Source organism: Phytopseudomonas seleniipraecipitans (assembly GCF_900102335.1).
Classification (GTDB): domain Bacteria; phylum Pseudomonadota; class Gammaproteobacteria; order Pseudomonadales; family Pseudomonadaceae; genus Aquipseudomonas; species Aquipseudomonas seleniipraecipitans.
Genome location: NZ_FNBM01000013.1, coordinates 1 through 18626 on the forward strand (window position 1 = coordinate 1; position 18626 = coordinate 18626).

General features: G+C 47.2%; 17 protein-coding genes and 1 pseudogene. 17 read left to right on the plus strand and 1 reads right to left on the minus strand.

Annotated elements, in window-relative coordinates:
• Positions 1 to 416: 416 nt before the first annotated feature.
• The gene (locus BLS60_RS20725; protein ID WP_092372009.1) at positions 417 to 656 is read right to left on the minus strand and encodes a YheU family protein; all 240 of its coding nucleotides are present in this window, start codon (positions 654 to 656) and stop codon (positions 417 to 419) included.
• Positions 657 to 974: 318 nt separating this feature from the next.
• On the opposite strand from BLS60_RS20725, the gene ihfB reads away from it, so the two are divergent.
• From ihfB to BLS60_RS20810, 17 genes and pseudogenes are all read left to right on the plus strand, one after another.
• Complete coding sequence (gene ihfB, locus BLS60_RS20730) at positions 975 to 1265, plus strand: integration host factor subunit beta (protein ID WP_070882958.1); 291 nt, start codon at positions 975 to 977, stop codon at positions 1263 to 1265.
• Between the two features lie 154 nt (positions 1266 to 1419).
• Complete coding sequence (locus BLS60_RS20735) at positions 1420 to 2952, plus strand: MBL fold metallo-hydrolase (RefSeq protein WP_092371940.1); 1533 nt, start codon at positions 1420 to 1422, stop codon at positions 2950 to 2952.
• Between the two features lie 428 nt (positions 2953 to 3380).
• The gene (gene rfbA, locus BLS60_RS20740; RefSeq protein ID WP_244153450.1) at positions 3381 to 4247 is read left to right on the plus strand and encodes a glucose-1-phosphate thymidylyltransferase RfbA; all 867 of its coding nucleotides are present in this window, start codon (positions 3381 to 3383) and stop codon (positions 4245 to 4247) included.
• Positions 4247 to 4639 carry a sugar 3,4-ketoisomerase gene (locus BLS60_RS20745; protein WP_092371944.1) on the plus strand — a complete coding sequence of 131 codons (393 nt, stop codon included), beginning with the start codon at positions 4247 to 4249 and terminating at the stop codon, positions 4637 to 4639. The genes rfbA and BLS60_RS20745 overlap by 1 nt, the downstream gene beginning before the upstream one ends.
• On the plus strand, positions 4636 to 5697 hold the full coding sequence (locus BLS60_RS20750; protein ID WP_092371946.1) for an ATP-grasp domain-containing protein: 1062 nt from the start codon (positions 4636 to 4638) through the stop codon (positions 5695 to 5697). Before BLS60_RS20745 ends, BLS60_RS20750 begins: the two co-directional genes overlap by 4 nt.
• The gene (locus BLS60_RS20755; RefSeq protein ID WP_092371948.1) at positions 5697 to 6596 is read left to right on the plus strand and encodes an NAD-dependent epimerase/dehydratase family protein; all 900 of its coding nucleotides are present in this window, start codon (positions 5697 to 5699) and stop codon (positions 6594 to 6596) included. Before BLS60_RS20750 ends, BLS60_RS20755 begins: the two co-directional genes overlap by 1 nt.
• Entirely contained in the window at positions 6580 to 7188 is a 609-nt protein-coding gene (locus BLS60_RS20760) for an HAD family hydrolase (protein ID WP_092371949.1), read from the plus strand. The genes BLS60_RS20755 and BLS60_RS20760 overlap by 17 nt, the downstream gene beginning before the upstream one ends.
• Before the next feature lie 190 nt (positions 7189 to 7378).
• A complete protein-coding gene (locus BLS60_RS20765; protein WP_092371951.1) occupies positions 7379 to 8509 on the plus strand; it encodes a DegT/DnrJ/EryC1/StrS family aminotransferase in 1131 nt (376 codons plus the stop codon).
• Positions 8506 to 9768, plus strand: a complete 1263-nt coding sequence (locus BLS60_RS20770) for an O-antigen translocase (RefSeq protein ID WP_092371953.1) — start codon at positions 8506 to 8508, stop codon at positions 9766 to 9768. Before BLS60_RS20765 ends, BLS60_RS20770 begins: the two co-directional genes overlap by 4 nt.
• Before the next feature lie 31 nt (positions 9769 to 9799).
• Positions 9800 to 10849, plus strand: a complete 1050-nt coding sequence (locus BLS60_RS20775) for a hypothetical protein (RefSeq protein WP_092371955.1) — start codon at positions 9800 to 9802, stop codon at positions 10847 to 10849.
• Between the two features lie 36 nt (positions 10850 to 10885).
• Complete coding sequence (locus BLS60_RS20780) at positions 10886 to 11767, plus strand: glycosyltransferase family A protein (RefSeq protein ID WP_167357695.1); 882 nt, start codon at positions 10886 to 10888, stop codon at positions 11765 to 11767.
• The gene (locus tag BLS60_RS20785) at positions 11764 to 12666 is read left to right on the plus strand and encodes a glycosyltransferase family protein (RefSeq protein ID WP_092371959.1); all 903 of its coding nucleotides are present in this window, start codon (positions 11764 to 11766) and stop codon (positions 12664 to 12666) included. Before BLS60_RS20780 ends, BLS60_RS20785 begins: the two co-directional genes overlap by 4 nt.
• 29 nt (positions 12667 to 12695) lie before the next feature.
• Positions 12696 to 13835, plus strand: a complete 1140-nt coding sequence (locus tag BLS60_RS20790; RefSeq protein WP_092372011.1) for a glycosyltransferase family 4 protein — start codon at positions 12696 to 12698, stop codon at positions 13833 to 13835.
• A pseudogene (locus BLS60_RS20795) lies at positions 13832 to 14429 on the plus strand (sugar transferase). The gene BLS60_RS20790 and the pseudogene BLS60_RS20795 overlap by 4 nt, the downstream one beginning before the upstream one ends.
• The gene (locus BLS60_RS20800; protein WP_092371961.1) at positions 14426 to 15061 is read left to right on the plus strand and encodes an acetyltransferase; all 636 of its coding nucleotides are present in this window, start codon (positions 14426 to 14428) and stop codon (positions 15059 to 15061) included. The pseudogene BLS60_RS20795 and the gene BLS60_RS20800 overlap by 4 nt, the downstream one beginning before the upstream one ends.
• A gap of 113 nt (positions 15062 to 15174) precedes the next feature.
• A complete protein-coding gene (locus tag BLS60_RS20805; protein ID WP_092371963.1) occupies positions 15175 to 16356 on the plus strand; it encodes a DegT/DnrJ/EryC1/StrS family aminotransferase in 1182 nt (393 codons plus the stop codon).
• A 72-nt stretch (positions 16357 to 16428) separates the two neighbouring features.
• Positions 16429 to 18444 (plus strand): polysaccharide biosynthesis protein, encoded by a 2016-nt coding sequence (locus BLS60_RS20810; RefSeq protein WP_092371965.1) that lies wholly within the window; start codon positions 16429 to 16431, stop codon positions 18442 to 18444.
• Positions 18445 to 18626: the final 182 nt, after the last annotated feature.

Here is an 18626-nt window from a genome sequence, read left to right on the forward strand (position 1 = left end):
ATCGAGCGGGTGTCATTGCCGATCTCAATTGCCTGGCCAGAGGCTGCACAAAACAGGCTTAGGGAATCTTTAGCAACATCGATACCGATAACGGGCGTGGGGCTTGTCATGGCGTGCTCCGACGGTGAAGATTGAGCGACCTGTCGAAAACTCACGTTGCGCAGGCTTGCCGGTATTGTCGGCTCGGGTTGTCGCTCCGACCGAAGGATTCTTTATCGGCGCTTGTGGTGAGTAAGGGGTGGGGGAATTCTCCTACTGTCTGGCTTGTCGCTTGCAGAAGCCTCGCACGTCCCTCCACCCCTCGACAGGTACCTAGCCTAGAACATACAAGCGTCGCCCCCGGCGCGAAACGATGGCAGCCTCGCCACAAGATTTCACCAGACCGCATCCGCGCTCTAACACGCTAGTGCTGGCGCTTACGCCTCATCCTCCTCCAGCCACTCCTTCGGCACATCACGCTTGAGCGCCAATTGGCATTGCTGGCTTTCCGGGTCGAACACGATCACTGCCTCGCCCTTGTCCAGCGCACGCCGTACACGACTGACGCGGGTTTCCAGCGGTGTTTCGTCACCATTGTCAGTACCCTCACGGGTCACGAAGTCTTCGATCAAGCGGGTGAGGGTGTCTGCCTCAAGCAGGCTGGCGGGAATCAACACGGTTTTCTCCTGAGGTACGCGAGGCCTTTCGAACATCCAAACACATTAATCCTGTTGGACGACTACAACGAGATTTTGATCACCTCTCGTATTGATGAGCTGGCGCGCACGCTACCCACGCACCTTGCCAAGCACCCGCAAAACCAACATCCCAAGCCATACAACAACTTACGCTCACCTGCTCGAATCTTGGGGTGCCTGTTGAACAACCAATGCACATTTTCTCAATTGGTGATTTTTTAGACTGTTCAAAAGCTGATCAGCGTGCTAAAACCGTTCCATCGAGTGACATAGCCGCTTGAAAACGAAGGGAAAAGTATGACCAAGTCGGAGCTGATCGAAAGAATCGTCACCCACCAAGGACAGCTTTCAAACAAAGATGTCGAGCTGGCCATCAAGACCATGCTGGAACAGATGGCCCAGGCGCTGGCGACCGGTGATCGGATCGAAATCCGTGGCTTCGGCAGTTTTTCCCTTCACTACCGCGCGCCGCGCGTAGGCCGCAACCCGAAAACTGGCCAGTCGGTACGCCTGGACGGCAAGTTCGTCCCGCACTTCAAACCGGGCAAAGAGCTGCGTGATCGGGTAAACGAGGACGAAGACGAATAATGTTCATCCACCAGCGATGACCCTGGTCTGCCTGCACCGTTTCCTTATCACAATCATTCTCACTAAGTGGCAGTAGCCTGGATTAGCCGAAGGCGTAACGTAATCCGGGGATCGACCCGCCTAGCCACGCCACCAAAAGTTAAAGGATTAACTGATGGATTTTCCCCGCATCACCCACCACGGTGCCCAAGATGGCGTAACCGGCTCCTGCCACCAGCTAGAAATGGCGGCTAACAGCAGCGTCCTCATAGACTGTGGCATTTTCCAGGGTGCCGACGCGTCCGCCCATGGCGCCAAAGCCGATCACCAGATCATCGACTTCCCGCTAGATGGCATTCGCGCACTGATCGCTACCCACGTGCACGCTGACCACGTTGGGCGCATTCCCTATCTGCTAGCCGCAGGCTTCAAGGGCCCGATCCTGTGTAGCGAGCCCTCCGCCAAACTGCTGCCCATCGTGCTCGAAGACGCCTTCAAGCTGACCTTCAGCCGCGATCAGAAACAGGTCGAGCGCTATATAAAGGAAGTGCAGCAGCGAATCATCGCGCTCCCGTACAACCACTGGTTCACCCTGCACGACGCAGATGGCTTGACCGCCAAGGTTCGCTTGCAGCGCGCCGCCCACATGCTCGGCTCCGCCTACGTGGAAGTGGACCTGCAAGGCGATGCCGGCGAGCGTAGCAAACGTATCGTCTTCTCCGGCGACCTTGGTGCGCCTGGTGCTCCGATCCTCAAGCCCTGCGTACCGCCACGCCGCGCCGACATCCTGGTGCTGGAAAGTACATACGGCGACCGCCTGCACGAAGACCGCAGTACCCGGCGCGAGCGCCTGGAACAGGTCATCGAACACGCCCTGGCCAACAACGGCACCGTACTGATTCCAGCGTTCAGCGTCGGCCGCACCCAAGAGCTGCTCTACGAACTCGAAGACATCATTCACAGCAAAAAACTGGACGCCCAGTTTGAGGATGCTTTCCCTTTAGGAGCGGGCTCTGTCCGCGAAAAATCTCAATCGCAACAAAGCCCTGAAGCTGCCGCACCCGCACAAAAGAACAACGGAAACAAACCCGATATCACCTGGCCAAGCCTGCCTATCATCCTGGACTCACCACTGGCCAGCCGCTTCACCCAAGCTTATCGCGAACTGAAAGACCATTGGAACGACGAAGCCCAGGCCCGCGTTCAATCCGGCAGAAGGCCACTGGCGTTCGACCAACTGATCACCATCGACAGCCACGCCGACCACCAGAAGATCCTCAACCACCTGGTCAGCAGCGCGCGACCGGCCATCGTCATCGCCGGCAACGGCATGTGCTCCAGCGGCCGCATCGTCAACTACCTCAAAGCCATGCTGGGCGATCCACGGCACGACGTTCTGTTCGTCGGCTACCAGGCCCGCGGCACGCCCGGTCACGCTATCCAGCGCTTCGGGCCGCGTAACGGCTATGTAGAATTCGATGGCCAGCGCTATGATATCCGTGCTGGCGTGCACAGCATCGGTGGCTATTCAGCGCATGCCGATCAGGCTGGGTTGGTTGGGTTCGTGACGGCGATGGGGCAGTGGCCGAGTGAGATTCGGTTGGTGCATGGGGAGGAGGGGGCTAGAAGCGCATTGAAGAGCGCTTTGGCAAGTGCCTATGAGGATCTTGGTATGGCCGCACATATTCACCGCGCTTCACCTCTATAGAGGCAGCATACAAAATGAGAATTCGATTATAAAGAACGGTTAGAATCCGCACTGATCAGAGTAGCAGTGCCCAGGCTCGGCTGAATTGACTGGCGAGCCTCATCCAATCAGTCCTGGACGCTTCTAGAAACAGTAATGCTCTGATCGTAGCGAACTCACAATCTGTGGGAGCGCGATACCACGCGCCTGCGCCCAGCGTGCCCGCGGGTTTTAAGGAGTTTAGGGACGGCAACGATTGCTGGATCCAGTTATGAAAATGTTCAATTTAGCCCTGTCGGGGCACTGCCTGTTTGTCGTATGCATGCCTGCTGACTTCTCACTGGAGTACTCCAGTTCGCTGGCTTCGCCTATCGTGGATAGTCGTGCAATTCCAGTAAGCTTGGTTGCTGATGCATGGGTAGCCCTATAATGAATAAAGGACAGTGTCAGTGAAAGGTATCATCCTCGCCGGTGGCTCCGGCACTCGGCTTTACCCCATCACCAAGGGTGTATCCAAGCAACTGCTGCCAATCTACGACAAGCCCATGGTCTATTATCCATTATCAGTGCTGATGCTGGCTGGTATACGCGATATCCTGCTGATCAGCACGCCGGATGATATCGGTGGTTTTCAGCGTTTACTGGGGGATGGTAGCGAATTCGGTCTTAGACTTAGTTATGCAGTGCAGCCGAGCCCCGATGGTCTGGCACAGGCGTTCATCATTGGTGAAGAGTTTATCGGCAACGATTCTGTGTGTTTGGTGCTTGGGGACAACATCTTCTACGGCCAAGGCTTCAGCCCCCTTCTACAAGCAGCGGCAGCCAGGAAAACGGGTGCCACCGTATTTGGCTACCAAGTCAAAGACCCAGAGCGCTTTGGTGTGGTTGAGTTTGATGAAAGTAAGCGCGCCATATCCATCGAAGAGAAACCGCTCAAGCCAAAATCCAACTTTGCGGTTACGGGTTTGTATTTTTACGACAATGATGTTGTGGCAATAGCCAAGCAAGTAAACCCCTCGGATCGTGGCGAGCTGGAAATCACCAGCATCAACCAGGCTTACCTAGAACGTGGCGATCTCAATGTCGAACTACTCGGTCGCGGTTTCGCTTGGCTGGATACCGGCACCCATGAAAGCCTGCTGGAAGCCTCGCATTTTGTTGAGACTATAGAAAAACGGCAGGGCAATAAGATTGCTTGTTTAGAAGAAATAGCGTTCAACAATGGTTGGTTGAACGCCGATGATCTGCACCGCATCGGTATGGCCTTAAGTAAAAACAGCTACGGTCAGTACCTGCTGGAATTAGTGAGAGCATAATGACAACTAAATACCACCAAATTCTTGGTGATCACCGTGGGAAGCTCATAGCAATTGAGTCTGGTATTGATGTGCCGTTTGAGGTTAAGCGAGTTTTTTATATCTACGGAACACAATCAGGAATACCAAGAGGCCAGCATTCGCACCATGAGACTAAGCAGTATTTAATCGTCGTAAGTGGAAGTTGCAAGGTCACATTAGATAATGGCAATGAAAAAACAACCTACAAATTGAATCAGCCAAATCTTGGTTTATTTCAAGACAGAATGGTCTGGGGTGAAATGCACGACTTCAGTGAAGATTGTGTATTGCTTGTGCTCGCCAGTGAACACTACGATGAAGAAGACTACATTCGTAACTATGACGAATTTTTAGAGATGTATAACGTATGAAAAAAATACTAATAGCTGGCGCAGGTGGTGCCCCAACCGAAGGTGTGGTTTTTTCCTTACGAAAAAATCCCAACAATTACATTATAGGCATGGGTTCAGAGCCTACAGACCTAATTCTATCAAAAGCTCATAAGAAATATTATGTTCCCTATGCCAATACAAGTGGCTACAAAGAAAGACTTCTAGGGATTTTGAATAAAGAAAAGCCTGATCTTGTTCATTTTCAAAATGATTTGGAAATTTATCATGCTTCCCTAATTCGTAAAGATATCGAAGCTACTGGCACTAAAATTTTTATGCCTGAGCATTCGGTAATTGATACGTGTGTGCACAAATATAAGTCCTATATAGCATTCAAGAAAGCGGGCGTAGTTGTACCCGAAAATATACAAATTAATACAGAAGAAGATCTGAAAACAGCATTCAAAGAGTTGAGTGATGTTGGTGGTAAAATTTGGTTGAGAGACAGTGGTATTGGTGGTGGTGGCAAAGGCGCTTTACCTACCAATGATTACGCTTTAGCTAAATCATGGATTGACCACTATAAGGGTTGGGGTGGTTTTATCGCAGCAGAAATGCTAACGCCTAAAACAGTGACATGGCTTTCAATTTGGCACGAAGGAGAGTTGGTTGTTGCTCAAACTCGTGCCAGAGAAGGCTGGACGCATGGTAATAGAGCTATTTCTGGTATAACTGGGGTAACAAAAGTAGGGGTGACCGTTTCAGATGACCTAGTGACTCAAGTTGCTATGAATACGGTTAGGGCTGTAAGTGATAAGCCACATGGTATATTTGGAGTGGATATGGCTTATGATAAAAACGGCATTCCTAATCCCACTGAAATTAATATATCAAGATTTTTTACTACAGTCAGGTTCTTTACTGAAGCAGGTGTTAATTTTCCAGAAATATTTAAAAACCTTGCCCTGGGTGAAAGAATTGGTATTGCTAATGGATTAATCAATCCTTTAACGGATGGATTGATGTGGATGCGAGGTATGGACATAGAACCTTTATTGGTTGTTAAGGAGCGTATCGAGCAAGAGATTGTTTTTTAATGAAAGTATTGTTGACGGGGGCGTCAGGCTTTATAGGTAGCCACATTAGTAATGCCTTAATAGAGATGTATGGCAAGAGTGCTGTCCTAGCGTTGGCTTCAAAAAAAATCAACAATATGAATTGCCTGATATATAAAGCCTTCAATAATTTTGGTTTAGAGGAAAAATGCTTCAACGATATTACTCACGTTATTCACGCTGGTGCATTTACACCTAAAGATGCAAGTCAGGCAAATGATTTAGACAGGTCTTTTGATAATATTTGCTATACAAATAAATTGCTTTCATACGAATTTGCTAGTTTAAAAAGATTCGTGAACTTAAGTAGTTTAGATGTATACGCTTCAGCTGAGCAAAAACTTTCAGAAAAGTCAAAAATTGAACCTGTCAGTCTGTATGGCTCATCAAAACTCTACTGCGAAAAAATGATAAAAGCTTTTTCAGAGCAGAGAAATATCACTTACATGAATTTACGTATTGGTCATGTATACGGACCGGGTGAGGAAAAGTATAAAAAAGTACTTCCTGCTGCTATTAGAAATATTTTAGAAAATAAACCTTTAGAGCTCTGGGGGGATGGCAGTGAGCTGAGAAGTTTTATTTTTATTGAAGATGTCGTTGAGTCGGTTTTGAATTCACTTGAGTCATCTGAAAAGAATTTAGATATAAACGTGGCTTCTGGTGTTGCCGTTTCAATTCGAGACTTACTAAATAAAATAATTGAAGTTAGTGGCCAACAAGTTAAAATAAATAAAAAAGAGTCGAGTCATGAGAAAAGGGACTTGCTTTTTGATAATGGCCTTTTGTTGGGGACGCTGTTAAAAAAAGAAATAGATTTAATGGAGGGGCTGAAAATAGAATACAATTATATGAAAGATAAGTATGAAAATAATATTTGATCTTGATGGTACTTTGATCTGCTCAAAGAAAAGGCTCTATGAGCTTTTTTGTGACTTGGTAAATAACAGGCAATTAGATTTCAATGCTTATTGGGAGCTAAAGTTTTCGGGTTGTAGTAATCAAGATATCATTAGGGATAAATTTCAATATTCGCAAGATAGGGTTGACAATTTTGTTGCTTGCTGGATGGGTGATATTGAGGATAATCATTATTTGGCAATGGATACACCGATAGTAGGGTTAGCAGGTTTTCTAGATAGAGCGAGTAGTAATCACAAGCTCTATGTTTGTACAGCTAGACAGTCAGCTGAGCAAGTAAAAAAACAGCTTCAAAGGCTTGCTATTTTAGATTTTCTTGAAGGTGTTTTTGTTACGGAGCAGAAGAGCTCAAAAGCTGAACTGCTACTGGAAAGTGGTATTGTTTTTAGCAAAAGAGATTGGTTCGTAGGTGATACTGGTCACGATATAAAAACAGGAAAAGAAATTGGGACGCAAACCTGTGCTGTGTTAAGTGGCTTTATGTCAGAGGTGGCACTCAAATGTTACAATCCTGACATTATAATTAATGATGTTACATTGTTCGATATCTGAACCATAGTAGATAGCCTTAGAGTCGGTTTAAGTGTTTTTATTATGGGGGTCGGTAGCCGTTGATTATTTTTAAGTTTCTGACGTTGCTGTAGATCGTGTTGTTCTAGCCGGCGGTTATCCCTCCGGGCCATCGCTAGAATGGTAATGTCGCAAAAGCCATGCTGCAAACTAAAATTTATAGAGGTTTTTAATGATCCCTTTTCTCGATCTCAAAGCCATCAACATCCAATACCGCAATGAGTTGATTACCGCGTGCACCCGCGTGATTGATTCCGGTTGGTACATTGGTGGCAACGAGCTTGCACAATTCGAGCGCGACTTTGCTAACTACTGTGGAACGAGTCACGCTATTGGCGTCGCCAATGGACTTGACGCACTTATTTTAGTTTTGCGTGCTTGGATTGAGCTTGGAAGGCTCAGAGATGGAGATGAAGTAATTGTTCCTGCAAATACCTACATAGCAAGTATTCTGGCTATAAGCGCAAATGGGCTGACGCCTGTGCTCGTTGAGCCTGATAGAAACTCCTACAATCTGTGTCCCGACAAACTACAGCAAGCTATAACAAAAAAGACACGCGCTATACTGCCGGTTCATCTTTATGGGCAGATAGCTGATATGCCCGCAATTATGGCGATTGCGGATGCGCATAACTTGCTGGTTTTGGAGGACTGCGCCCAAGCCCACGGGGCAATTGCTAAAGGTAAGAAGGCTGGTAACTGGGGGCATGCTGCGGGGTTTAGCTTTTACCCTGGCAAGAACCTTGGTGCACTTGGAGATGCAGGTGCAGTTACTACTAGCGATGATCAGCTTGCAGAAACTTTGAGAGCGTTACGCAACTATGGTTCTCATGAAAAATATAAAAACCTATTTAAAGGTGTGAATAGTCGCCTCGATGAAATTCAGGCCGCTATGCTCAGTGTAAAGCTTAAATACCTTGATCAGGAGACTGATCACCGCCGTCAGATTGCTAGAATCTATACAGATAATATCACAAACCCTTCCATTGATTTGCCTGTCGATCAGGCGGACCTAAGCAGCGAGAATTGCGCCGGCCATGTGTTCCATTTATATGTTATCCGCACCGACTCCCGACAAGCATTGCAGAAACATCTAGCGCTACATGGTGTACAAACATTAATCCATTATCCAATTCCGCCTCATCAACAGCAGGCTTATGCGGAGTGGAATGACCGCAATTATCCGCTTACAGAAAGCCTTCACCGCGAAGTGCTTAGTTTACCTATGGGGCCAACAGTTAGCCTCACGCAGGCTCAGCAAGTGGTACAGGCTGTGAATAGTTTTCAAGGCCAAGGCGAATGACGCTGATCAAAACCAGCTTGCTAAGTGGCATTGCTGTGCTGATAAAGATTTTAACCCTGCTTGGAATCAATAAAATCCTTGCTATATATGTCGGGCCAACAGGTTACGCGGCAATCGGTCAGTTTCAAAATGCATTGCAAATGATTACCACTTTCGCAAGTGGAGCAATAAATACAGGCGTGACCAAATATACGGCCGAATATCAGAGTGATGTAGAAAAGCAAATTAAGGTATGGCGTACAGCTGGCACCATTGCTATCTCCGGATCTATCGTAACGGGCTTATTGGTAGCTGTATTTAGTAAAGAGTTAGCCAGCTGGTTTCTAAATGATGAAAGTCTTAGTGGTGTGTTCATTTGGTTTGCTCTCACGTTAGTTTTTTTCATACTTAATACGTTGCTGCTGGCTATATTGAATGGCAAGAAAGAGATATACCTTTATGTTCTAGCTAATATTGTAGGCAGTATTTTTTCACTGTTTCTCACTTGTGTGATGGCTGTTAAATATGGATTGTATGGTGCACTAGTAGCATTATCGATTTATCAATCTTTGGCGTTTTTCGTTACGTTGTACATATGCTACAGAACCACGTGGTTTAGATTTGACCATCTTTTTGGTGCGCTAGATCGAGAGTCAGTTCTAAATCTTGCAAAGTACACTGCTATGGCGCTTACCAGTGCAGCCTGTGTCCCCGTTAGCCATATTTTGGTGCGCAATCACTTAGGCGAGACATTGGGATGGAACGTCGCCGGTTATTGGGAGGCAACGTGGCGGCTTAGTGGTGCTTATCTTATGCTGATTACCACCACGCTAAGTGTTTATTACTTACCACGTCTCTCTGAGTTGAGATTTTTGAAGGACATAAAACATGAAATATTATTAGGGTATAAAATTATTCTGCCTATGACTGCGTTTATTGGGGTGACTGTTTATTTATTGCGAGATCTGATTATTGAAATTTTGTTTACTAAAGATTTTTCTCCCATGCGTGAGCTTTTTGCATGGCAACTGTTAGGGGATACATTAAAGATAGGTAGTTGGATTCTTGCCTATCTGATGCTGGGCAAGGCAATGGTTAAAACCTTTATTTTTACAGAAATTGTATTCTGCTTTGTATTCTATTTGGCCGTTGTTGTATTGACTGGTAAATTTGGCTTTGTGGGTGTGGCAATGGCTCATGTTTTTACATATGCGTTATATTGGCCTGTGGTAGCGATCGCAGTCCTCAAGGTGGGGAATAGAGATTCAATTTTTATATGAGGCCCTTTGCAAGAAAATGGAAATTGGGAAAATGGAATTAAGCGCTAATTGGTTTCGAGTGTTTTTTATAGGGCTGCTTTTTTTAAAGGCTTTAATTGCTTATTATATTTTTTCTCAAGAGTATTCTTATTTTGGCGGTGCTAACGATGCTGATTACTATAACCAGTATGCCTTGGGACAGGTTAGTGTTTCCTATAATTACTGGTCTGTGCTGCTTCGCCACCTCAACGATTTCGGATTTTATAGCCGAGGTGGAGTAACAGTTTTTTTGGGCTTTACCGGGTTTGTTGTTTTGCCAATCATAATTTCCAAGCTCGCAATCAATCCGGAAACAAAAAATAGTACTGCTTTTTTCTGGCTTAGCATGTGTGTTGTAAGCGCTTATCCAACATTGGCCTATTTCGCAACAGATGTATACAGGGATGTGTTTATGGTCTTTGTTTGGGTGATGGGCTGCTATGCATATAAGCTTTACTTGCAAAGCAAAGGTGAGGTTAAGGTGCTCTATTTTGTCATCTGTCTAAGTGTAGGGGGGGGGCTCTATTTTTTTCGTTCATATTTAGGCGGTGCTTTGCTTTTATCCTTTTTGTTTTCGAGGTTTTATAGCTTTCAAAAAGCGCCACTGTTGTTAAGTGTTTTTCTTATATATGTTTCTGTATTTGTGCTTTACGCTTTTGGACTAATCGATCCTCTTCTTAATTATAGAGGGTTGTTTGGCTCTCAGAGTGTTGGGGCGTCCAACTTAGGTATTCAGTTTTCTACGTTGGAACTTTTTTTCCAAGATTTTACCCTGAGTATGATCTACCAAATGTTTGGCTTTTATTTTGTGAATAGGGCCAGTCTGTTAGTTTTTATTTTCGAATCAATTCCATTTTTGTTTTTTTTCTTTTACATTATTTTAAATCGTAGGTATAGCAATGCTTTTGTTGATTTTTTAATTGTTTTTTTTGTGTTGTATTCGCTGGTTTGGCTGCTTGGTAATGATAATTTAGGAACGGCCGTTCGGCTGCGCATGTATAGCTACCTTTCTGTGTTTGTGGCATTCTGCGTAATTTTTCAGAATAAGATGCTGGGACGTTAATTTATGTGCTTAAGTGGGCAAGGTTTGGAGCCTTTGGTGACTGTGGTTGTGCCGAGTTACAATCACGGTAGCTATATCAAAGAAGCTATTCATAGTATTGTGTCTCAGTCATATAAAAATATAGAGCTAATTATTATAGATGATGGCTCAAGTGATAATTCCATAGATGTGATTTCAAGTCTTTCATCCGTTTGTTTGGCGCGCTTTACGAGGTTTGAGTTTAGAGCGCGTGAAAATAAGGGATTAAGTTCCACGCTGAATGAGGCGTTAAGCTGGGCTAGAGGAGAATATTTTTCGCCTATCGCCTCCGATGATGTGATGCTTCCTAATAAAACCTCTATGCAGGTAAGTTTCTTAGAAAAAAATCCTCATTGTGCTGGTGTTTTTGGTTTGGTTCATACCTTACACGATAGCGGTGATGAGTTTCTTGTCGTGGAAGCTGCTGCTGGCACGGAAAAAAAGATATATGGTTTTAAGGAAGTTTTTCTCCATCGGCACAGCCTACCAGCACCGACGCAAATGTTGAGGCGAAATTGCTTAATCGATATCGGAGGATATAATCCTAGTATTGTAATTGATGACTGGTATATGTGGCTTCTGATCACGAAGGCTGACGATAAAAAACTTGCTCTTCTTAAGACGGTTGTTTGTTTTTATAGAAGACATGCAGGTAACTCGTCTTCTAATATCGACTTCATGCATATTGGGCGATTGCAAGTCGTTAAGGAGTATACGGGAAGAAGGTTTTATAGCCTTGCTGAGGCAAATTGCTTTTTAGCTTCTGCTAATGAGTTGTTGAATGTTTCTAAGGTGGATTCGGTTAAGTATTTTTTAAAGGGTTTCATTATTTCGCCACTGTATGTGTTTCAGGTTCGGGTGTTTAAATATTTTTTTCAGCTCTTGAGAGGCTTAGTGTGAAAGTAGGGCTGGGGCTGAAAAAATCAGCCTACACACCAGAGGCATATGCCTATAAGAAATATCTTGAGGATCTGAAATTTGATGTGCAGATGGTCGATGAAATTTCTGTCAGTCCCGATAATGATATAAATCTCTATTTTATGGGATTTAGACCGAGATTTTTAGATAAAAAAACTACGGCCATTGAGATTCATGAGTATCAAAGCCTTTCTACGCCTCCAGCGCCTCGACTCAAAGACTATTTGAAGAAAACAATTAATCGAATACCTGGTGGCAGAATCTTTTTAAACAGTTCGGTGCATTCCAGGCTTGGGTTTTCCGACTCGGCGCCTTATATTTTTCGTGATATGGGCGTTGATGAATCTCTGTTTCAAGCTCCAAGTCAAGACCCGCTCTATGATATTGTTTATTCCGGGTCTGTTGGTGGGCGTGTAGGCTTGGTCGAGGAGTTAAAGCGTTTAGCAGCGCTTGGCTATAAGTTGCTGATTGTCGGCACTGTAGAACAAAGCGTTCGTGAAGAGTTTGCGAGGTTGAAAAATGTTTTTTTTGCTGGACGCGTTGCTCGAGAGGAATTGCCTGAGTTGTACCGGCAGTGCCGTGCGGGCTTAAATTATACTCCCGACTTGTATCCCTTTAATGTTCAGACTAGCACTAAAACATTAGAGTATCTTGCTTCTGGTCTTTCTGTTTTGTCGAATAAGTATCTTTGGTCGGAAAACTTTTCTCAACGTAATGGCTATGATTTTATTTGGCTTGATGGTGTTACGTCGTATATAGATTTTGGTGAATTTAAAGCGATATCATCTACGTCTAAAAATATTCGTGACTATTCTTGGTTTAATGTTTTGGAGCAGAGCGGTTTTGCACACTTTCTAATGAATGTTCGGACGAATGGCTAGTTGGAGAACTGTAATGCTTGGGTATCATGATGAGTGAATTGAAAAGGATTGCAATCGTTGGTACTACCGCCGATTCAATTTTAAATTTCAGAAAAGAATTAATTGTTTCCTTGGTTGCTTTGGGTTATGAGGTTTTTGCTTTTGCGACTGATTATAAAGCGCTAGATAGAGTGCGAGTACGGGAGATCGGCGCTGAGCCGGTGGATTATATTTTAAGTAGGACTGGCTTGAACCCAGTGCGGGATTTGCTGGATATGCTCAAACTCGTAAAAATTTTCAAACATTTGAAACCAGATTTGGTTTTTTCTTATTTTTCTAAGCCTGTTATTTTTTCTACTCTTGCAGCCCGCCTAGCTGGTGTTAAAACTAGGGTTGGTATGCTTGAAGGGCTTGGGTTTAGCTTTACATTACAGCCGCAAGGCGTAAGTCTCAAGGCCGCTTTCATTAGAAATGTACAGGTACTGCTTTATCGTTTGACGTTTCCTTTTTTAGACAGAATGGTTTTTCTGAATGAGGATGACTACAAAGATCTTGTTGTCTTGAGAAAAATTAGGGTTAAAAAATACTGCATTCTTGGCGGGATTGGGCTGGACTTAGCTCGTTACCCACTGTCGATAGTTCCAACATCTCCAGTACGCTTTATATTTGTTGGGCGCTTTTTGATAGAAAAGGGTATTAGGGAGTATTTGGCTGCTTGTGAAATGCTTAAAGCTCAATATCCACACGTGGAGTGTGTGATTATTGGCGCTATAGATAGTAATAGTCCTGGCTTCATAGGCGAAGAAATAGAGCGACTTGTGAAGAAAGGAGTGATTTTATGTCCGGGCCATGTGGCGAATGTTTCTGACTGGTTGGCAAGCTCAAGTGTTTTTATTCTTCCCTCTTACCGCGAGGGATTCCCTCGAAGCACTCAAGAGGCTATGGCGATTGGGCGCGCAGTTATCACCACTGATGTGCCGGGTTGTAAAGATACGGTCTTTGACGGAATAAATGGCTTTTTGATCCCGCCTTGGTCTGCGGATGCTATCTTAAAGAAAATGATTGTTTTTGTTGAGAATGTCGATTTGGCTATTTCCATGGGACGAGAAAGTCATCGTATTGCTCAGCGAGACTTTAGCTCCGTAGTTGTTAATCGGAAATTGATATCTTTTGTGGTTGGCGATCTATGATTAAGCGATTTTTTGACGTGCTGACTTCTTGCATTGCACTTGTTCTTTTTCTGCCTATTTTTATAGGAGTTTCCTTCCTCGTTAATATATATATAGGCCGTCCGATTTTTTTTTCGCCAGTTGCGTCCAGGGATGGAAGGGGTTTCTTTTGAGCTGATAAAATTTCGGACTATGCGAGATGCTACGGATGTTTATGGTCGGCAGTTGCCTGATTCCGAACGCCTTACCTCCCTTGGGCGCTTTCTACGCTCTACTAGCTTAGATGAGCTTCCGGAGTTATGGAATGTGGTGAAGGGCGAAATGAGTCTAGTGGGGCCGCGTCCGCTTTTGATGGAATACTTACCTTTGTATACGTCTGAACAGGCTAGGCGCCATGAAGTTAAACCTGGTATCACTGGTTGGGCGCAGGTGAACGGGCGAAACGCATTGACTTGGGAGGAGAAGTTTAAACTAGATGTGTGGTACGTAGATAATCGAACTTTTTGGCTCGATATAAAAATTCTACTGCTGACAATAAAAAAGGTTGTCGCTCGGGATGGTATTAGTGCTGAGGGCGAAGCCACGATGCCCAAGTTCACAGGAAGCAAGAAGTGAATAGACTGGCCATATTAGGTGCGAGCGGTCATGGAAAGGTGCTGGCTGATACTGCCGAATGCTGCGGCTGGCAGGCTATAGAATTTTTTGACGATGCATGGCCGCAGATTGAAAGCGTTAGCGAGTGGCAGGTTATTGGTGACACGGCTCTGCTAAAGGGTAAATTACAGTCTTATGACGGTGTTCTGGTCGCTATAGGTAACAATCAGGTTCGATACCATAAGTTGTTGGAGCTAGTGGAGGCGGGAGCAATGATTCCCACCATGGTTCATCCAACTGCAATCGTCAGCCGCTACGCTACGCTTGAAATAGGGTCGGTGGTCTTTGCAGGGGCTGTTGTCAATGCGGATGCTCGGATTGGCATGGGCGCTATCCTCAACACGGGGTGTAGCGTCGATCATGACTGCGTTCTGGGGGCTGGTGTGCATGTCAGTCCCGGTGCTCGGCTTGCCGGTGGCGTCAGGGTTGGAGATTTGAGCTGGATAGGCATCGGTGCTAGTGTTCGTGAGCTTGTGCGAATCGGTAGTCAAGTGACGGTCGGCGCAGGCGCAGCGGTCGTTTCCGACATTTTGGATCTGATGACTGTCGCTGGTGTGCCTGCCAGGATCCTGCCTACCAAGGGCAAAAAATAGCGCCAGATGTCTGCCTTGTCCTTTCGCAACGGTGAGTTTTATTACGTTGTTCGACTCGCTGTTCGGCTTCGTAAATCCATCCTCATTGATTTAAATACTGAAGAGTCCTTTCTGTGCTGAACACTTTGTTTTCTCCTTGGCCGTCCTTTTCTGAAGAGGAGGCCGATGCTGTGCGGGCTGTCATTCTCTCCAATAAAGTCAATTACTGGACAGGGCAGGAGTGCCGTGAGTTTGAAAATGAATTCGCTGCATGGGTAGGTGCTGACTACGCTGTTGCTCTTGCCAACGGCACAGTTGCTTTGGATGTTGCGCTCAAGGCTATGGGGATCGGTATAGGTGACGAAGTCATTGTCACTTCGCGCACTTTTCTTGCGTCGGTATCGTCAATCGTCAATGCTGGTGCTGTTCCGGTATTTGCCGACGTTGATAGCGACTCTCAGAACATCACTGCCGAGACCATTGCCGCGACTATGACCGCGCGAACCAAGGCTGTGATCTGTGTGCACCTCGCTGGCTGGCCCTGCGATATGGATCCCATCATGGCAGTAGCCGAAGAGCATGGGCTAAAGGTAATCGAAGACTGTGCCCAAGCCCACGGTGCGCGTTACAAGGGGCGTGCAGTTGGGGCGATCGGTCATATTGGGGCTTGGTCTTTCTGCCAGGACAAGATAATGACCACCGGGGGCGAGGGGGGAATGGTCACTACCAATGATCGTGACCTATGGTTGAAGATGTGGTCTTTCAAAGACCACGGCAAGTCGTGGGAGGCCGTTTACGAACGTCAACACGCACCGGGTTTCCGATGGGTGCACGAGAGCTTTGGCACGAACTGGCGGATGACGGAGGTTCAGGGTGCCATTGGCCGAATCCAACTGAGTCGCATGAGCACTTGGACTGCCGCTCGCCAGGCCAATGCCAGGCGTATATGGAATGTTGCCAGTACTTTGCCTGGTTTGCGTGTTCCCCTGATACCTGTCGATATCAATCACGCTGCCTACAAGTGTTATGTATTTGTCGAGCCAACAAAGCTCAAATCAGGCTGGGGCCGTGATCGTATTCTCGACGAATTGAATGCTCGTGGCGTGCCATGTTACTCGGGATCCTGTTCAGAGGTTTACTTAGAGAAGGCATTCGATCACACAGGTTGGAGGCCTGAGTTCCCATTGGATGTCGCACGTGAGCTTGGCGAAACCAGCTTGATGTTTCTGGTACATCCGACGCTTACCAACGATGAGATATCTAAGACCTGTCTGGTGCTTGAAAATGTTTTGCGTGAGGCGTCGCTGGCTCTTTAGGTATGTGCAGAGACTTTTAGGGGTACATTACCCGCTTACGCAAATCCAGTTGCAGGTATACGAGGTGTTGTTGTGTTGAGATTTGCCGAGCTCATTCGAACTCGACTGGTAGGGTTACAGCGCCGCCAGAAACGTTTGATTCAGGTCTCCGTCGATGTTGTGCTGGTCTGGGCTGCCCTGTGGCTGGCATTCGTGGTGCGCTTGGGCGATTTCAGTCAGATCCATCCACTGGACGGGCACTTGTGGCTTTTTGCACTGGCTCCTCTTATCTCCATTCCCTTGTTCATCCGTTTCGGCATGTACCGCGCCGTGCTGCGTTACTTCGGTAACGAAGCACTGATTGCCATTACCAAAGCGGTTTCGCTATCCGCATTGATTCTGGCCTTGGTCATTTATTGGCGTGACGATGCTGATGCGGTGATTCCACGCTCCATGGTCTTCAATTACTGGTGGCTGAGCATCATGTTGATCGGTGGATTGCGCTTGGCGATGCGCCAATTCTTCATGGGCGATTGGTTCTCCGCTGATCAGCCCTACAAGCTAAGCAACCGTGAGGCTAGCTTGCCGCCCGTTGCTATCTATGGAGCAGGTTCTGCAGGCAACCAATTGACCGCTGCCTTGCGTATGGGCCGGGCCATGAGGCCAGTCGCATTCATCGACGACGAGCCGAATATTGCCAATCGCGTTATCGCTGGTCTGCGTGTTTACTCGCCAAAGCATATCCAGCAGATGATCGATGATACCGGCGCTGTCGAGATTCTACTTGCGCTGCCCTCCGTGTCCCGCTCGCGGCGGGGCGCTGTTCTGCAGTTGTTGGAACAATACCCGCTGCATGTACGTTCCGTCCCTGGCTTCATGGACCTGGCCAGCGGTCGGGTAAAGGTGGAGGATGTTCAGGAGGTCGATATTGCCGATCTGCTGGGGCGGGACGCCGTACCACCACAGCGCGAATTGTTCGAGCGCTGCATTCGCGACAAGGCGGTGATGGTGACAGGGGCGGGTGGCTCGATTGGCTCGGAGTTGTGCCGGCAGATTTTGGGCTCCGGGCCTCGTACGCTGCTGCTGCTCGAGCATGGCGAATTCAATCTCTACTCCATTCACAGCGAGCTGGAGCAGCGAATCCGCCGCGAGTCCTTGCCCGTTCGCCTGGTGCCCATTCTGGGATCGGTGCGTAATCAGGAGCGTCAGGTTCAGCTTATGCGTGCCTGGGATGTGAACACCGTTTACCACGCTGCGGCCTACAAGCATGTCCCGATGGTTGAGCACAACATAGCCGAGGGCGTTCTCAACAACGTGTTTGGTTCGTTGTGTACGGCACAGGCTGCGTTACGCGCTGGTGTCGAGAACTTCGTGCTGATATCGACCGACAAGGCGGTTCGCCCCACCAACGTGATGGGCAGTACCAAGCGTTTGGCCGAGATGGTGCTGCAGGCACTGAGCCAAGAAACTGCGCCAGTACTGTTCAGTGATAAAGACCGATTGCATCAGGTCAACAAGACCCGTTTCACTATGGTGCGCTTTGGCAACGTACTCGGCTCCTCAGGCTCTGTGATTCCGCGCTTTTATGAGCAGATCCGCAAGGGTGGGCCGGTTACCGTTACCCATCCAAACATCACCCGTTACTTCATGACCATTCCCGAGGCTGCGCAACTGGTGATCCAGGCGGGCTCGATGGGGACGGGCGGCGACGTGTTCGTGCTGGACATGGGGCAACCGGTGAAGATCGCCGAGCTTGCCGAGAAGATGATTCACCTCACCGGGCTCAGCGTTGCGTCGGATGAGAACCCCAGTGGTGATATCGCTATCGAATTCACCGGCCTGCGTCCTGGCGAGAAGCTCTATGAAGAGCTGTTGATCGGCGACAATGTGAGCCCTACGGATCACCCGATGATCATGCGCGCCAACGAAGAACACCTGCCGTGGGAGCCTTTCAAAGTAGTGATGGCCGATTTGATCAAGGCTGTTGAGCAGGACGATTACGACCGGGTGCGCCAGTTGCTGCGTGACACGGTCTGTGGCTACGCTCCGGAAGGCGAAATCGTCGATTGGATGCACCTGCGCCGCGCGGCTAAGCGCCCGCTGGAGTAGCGTTTCAGTCCTAAATGCAACGATTATGCAGGAGCATTGCCGTCTGTTCAGATGGGGTGGGCTTGCAGTGGTTCAAGGGATTCGCCACTGGGGAGCGGCTCCTACACAATTGATCGTCGCGCACACTGTGTATGAGCGTCGCCCTCGGCGCGAATGATCATGGGCCTGCCGCGATTACTGTG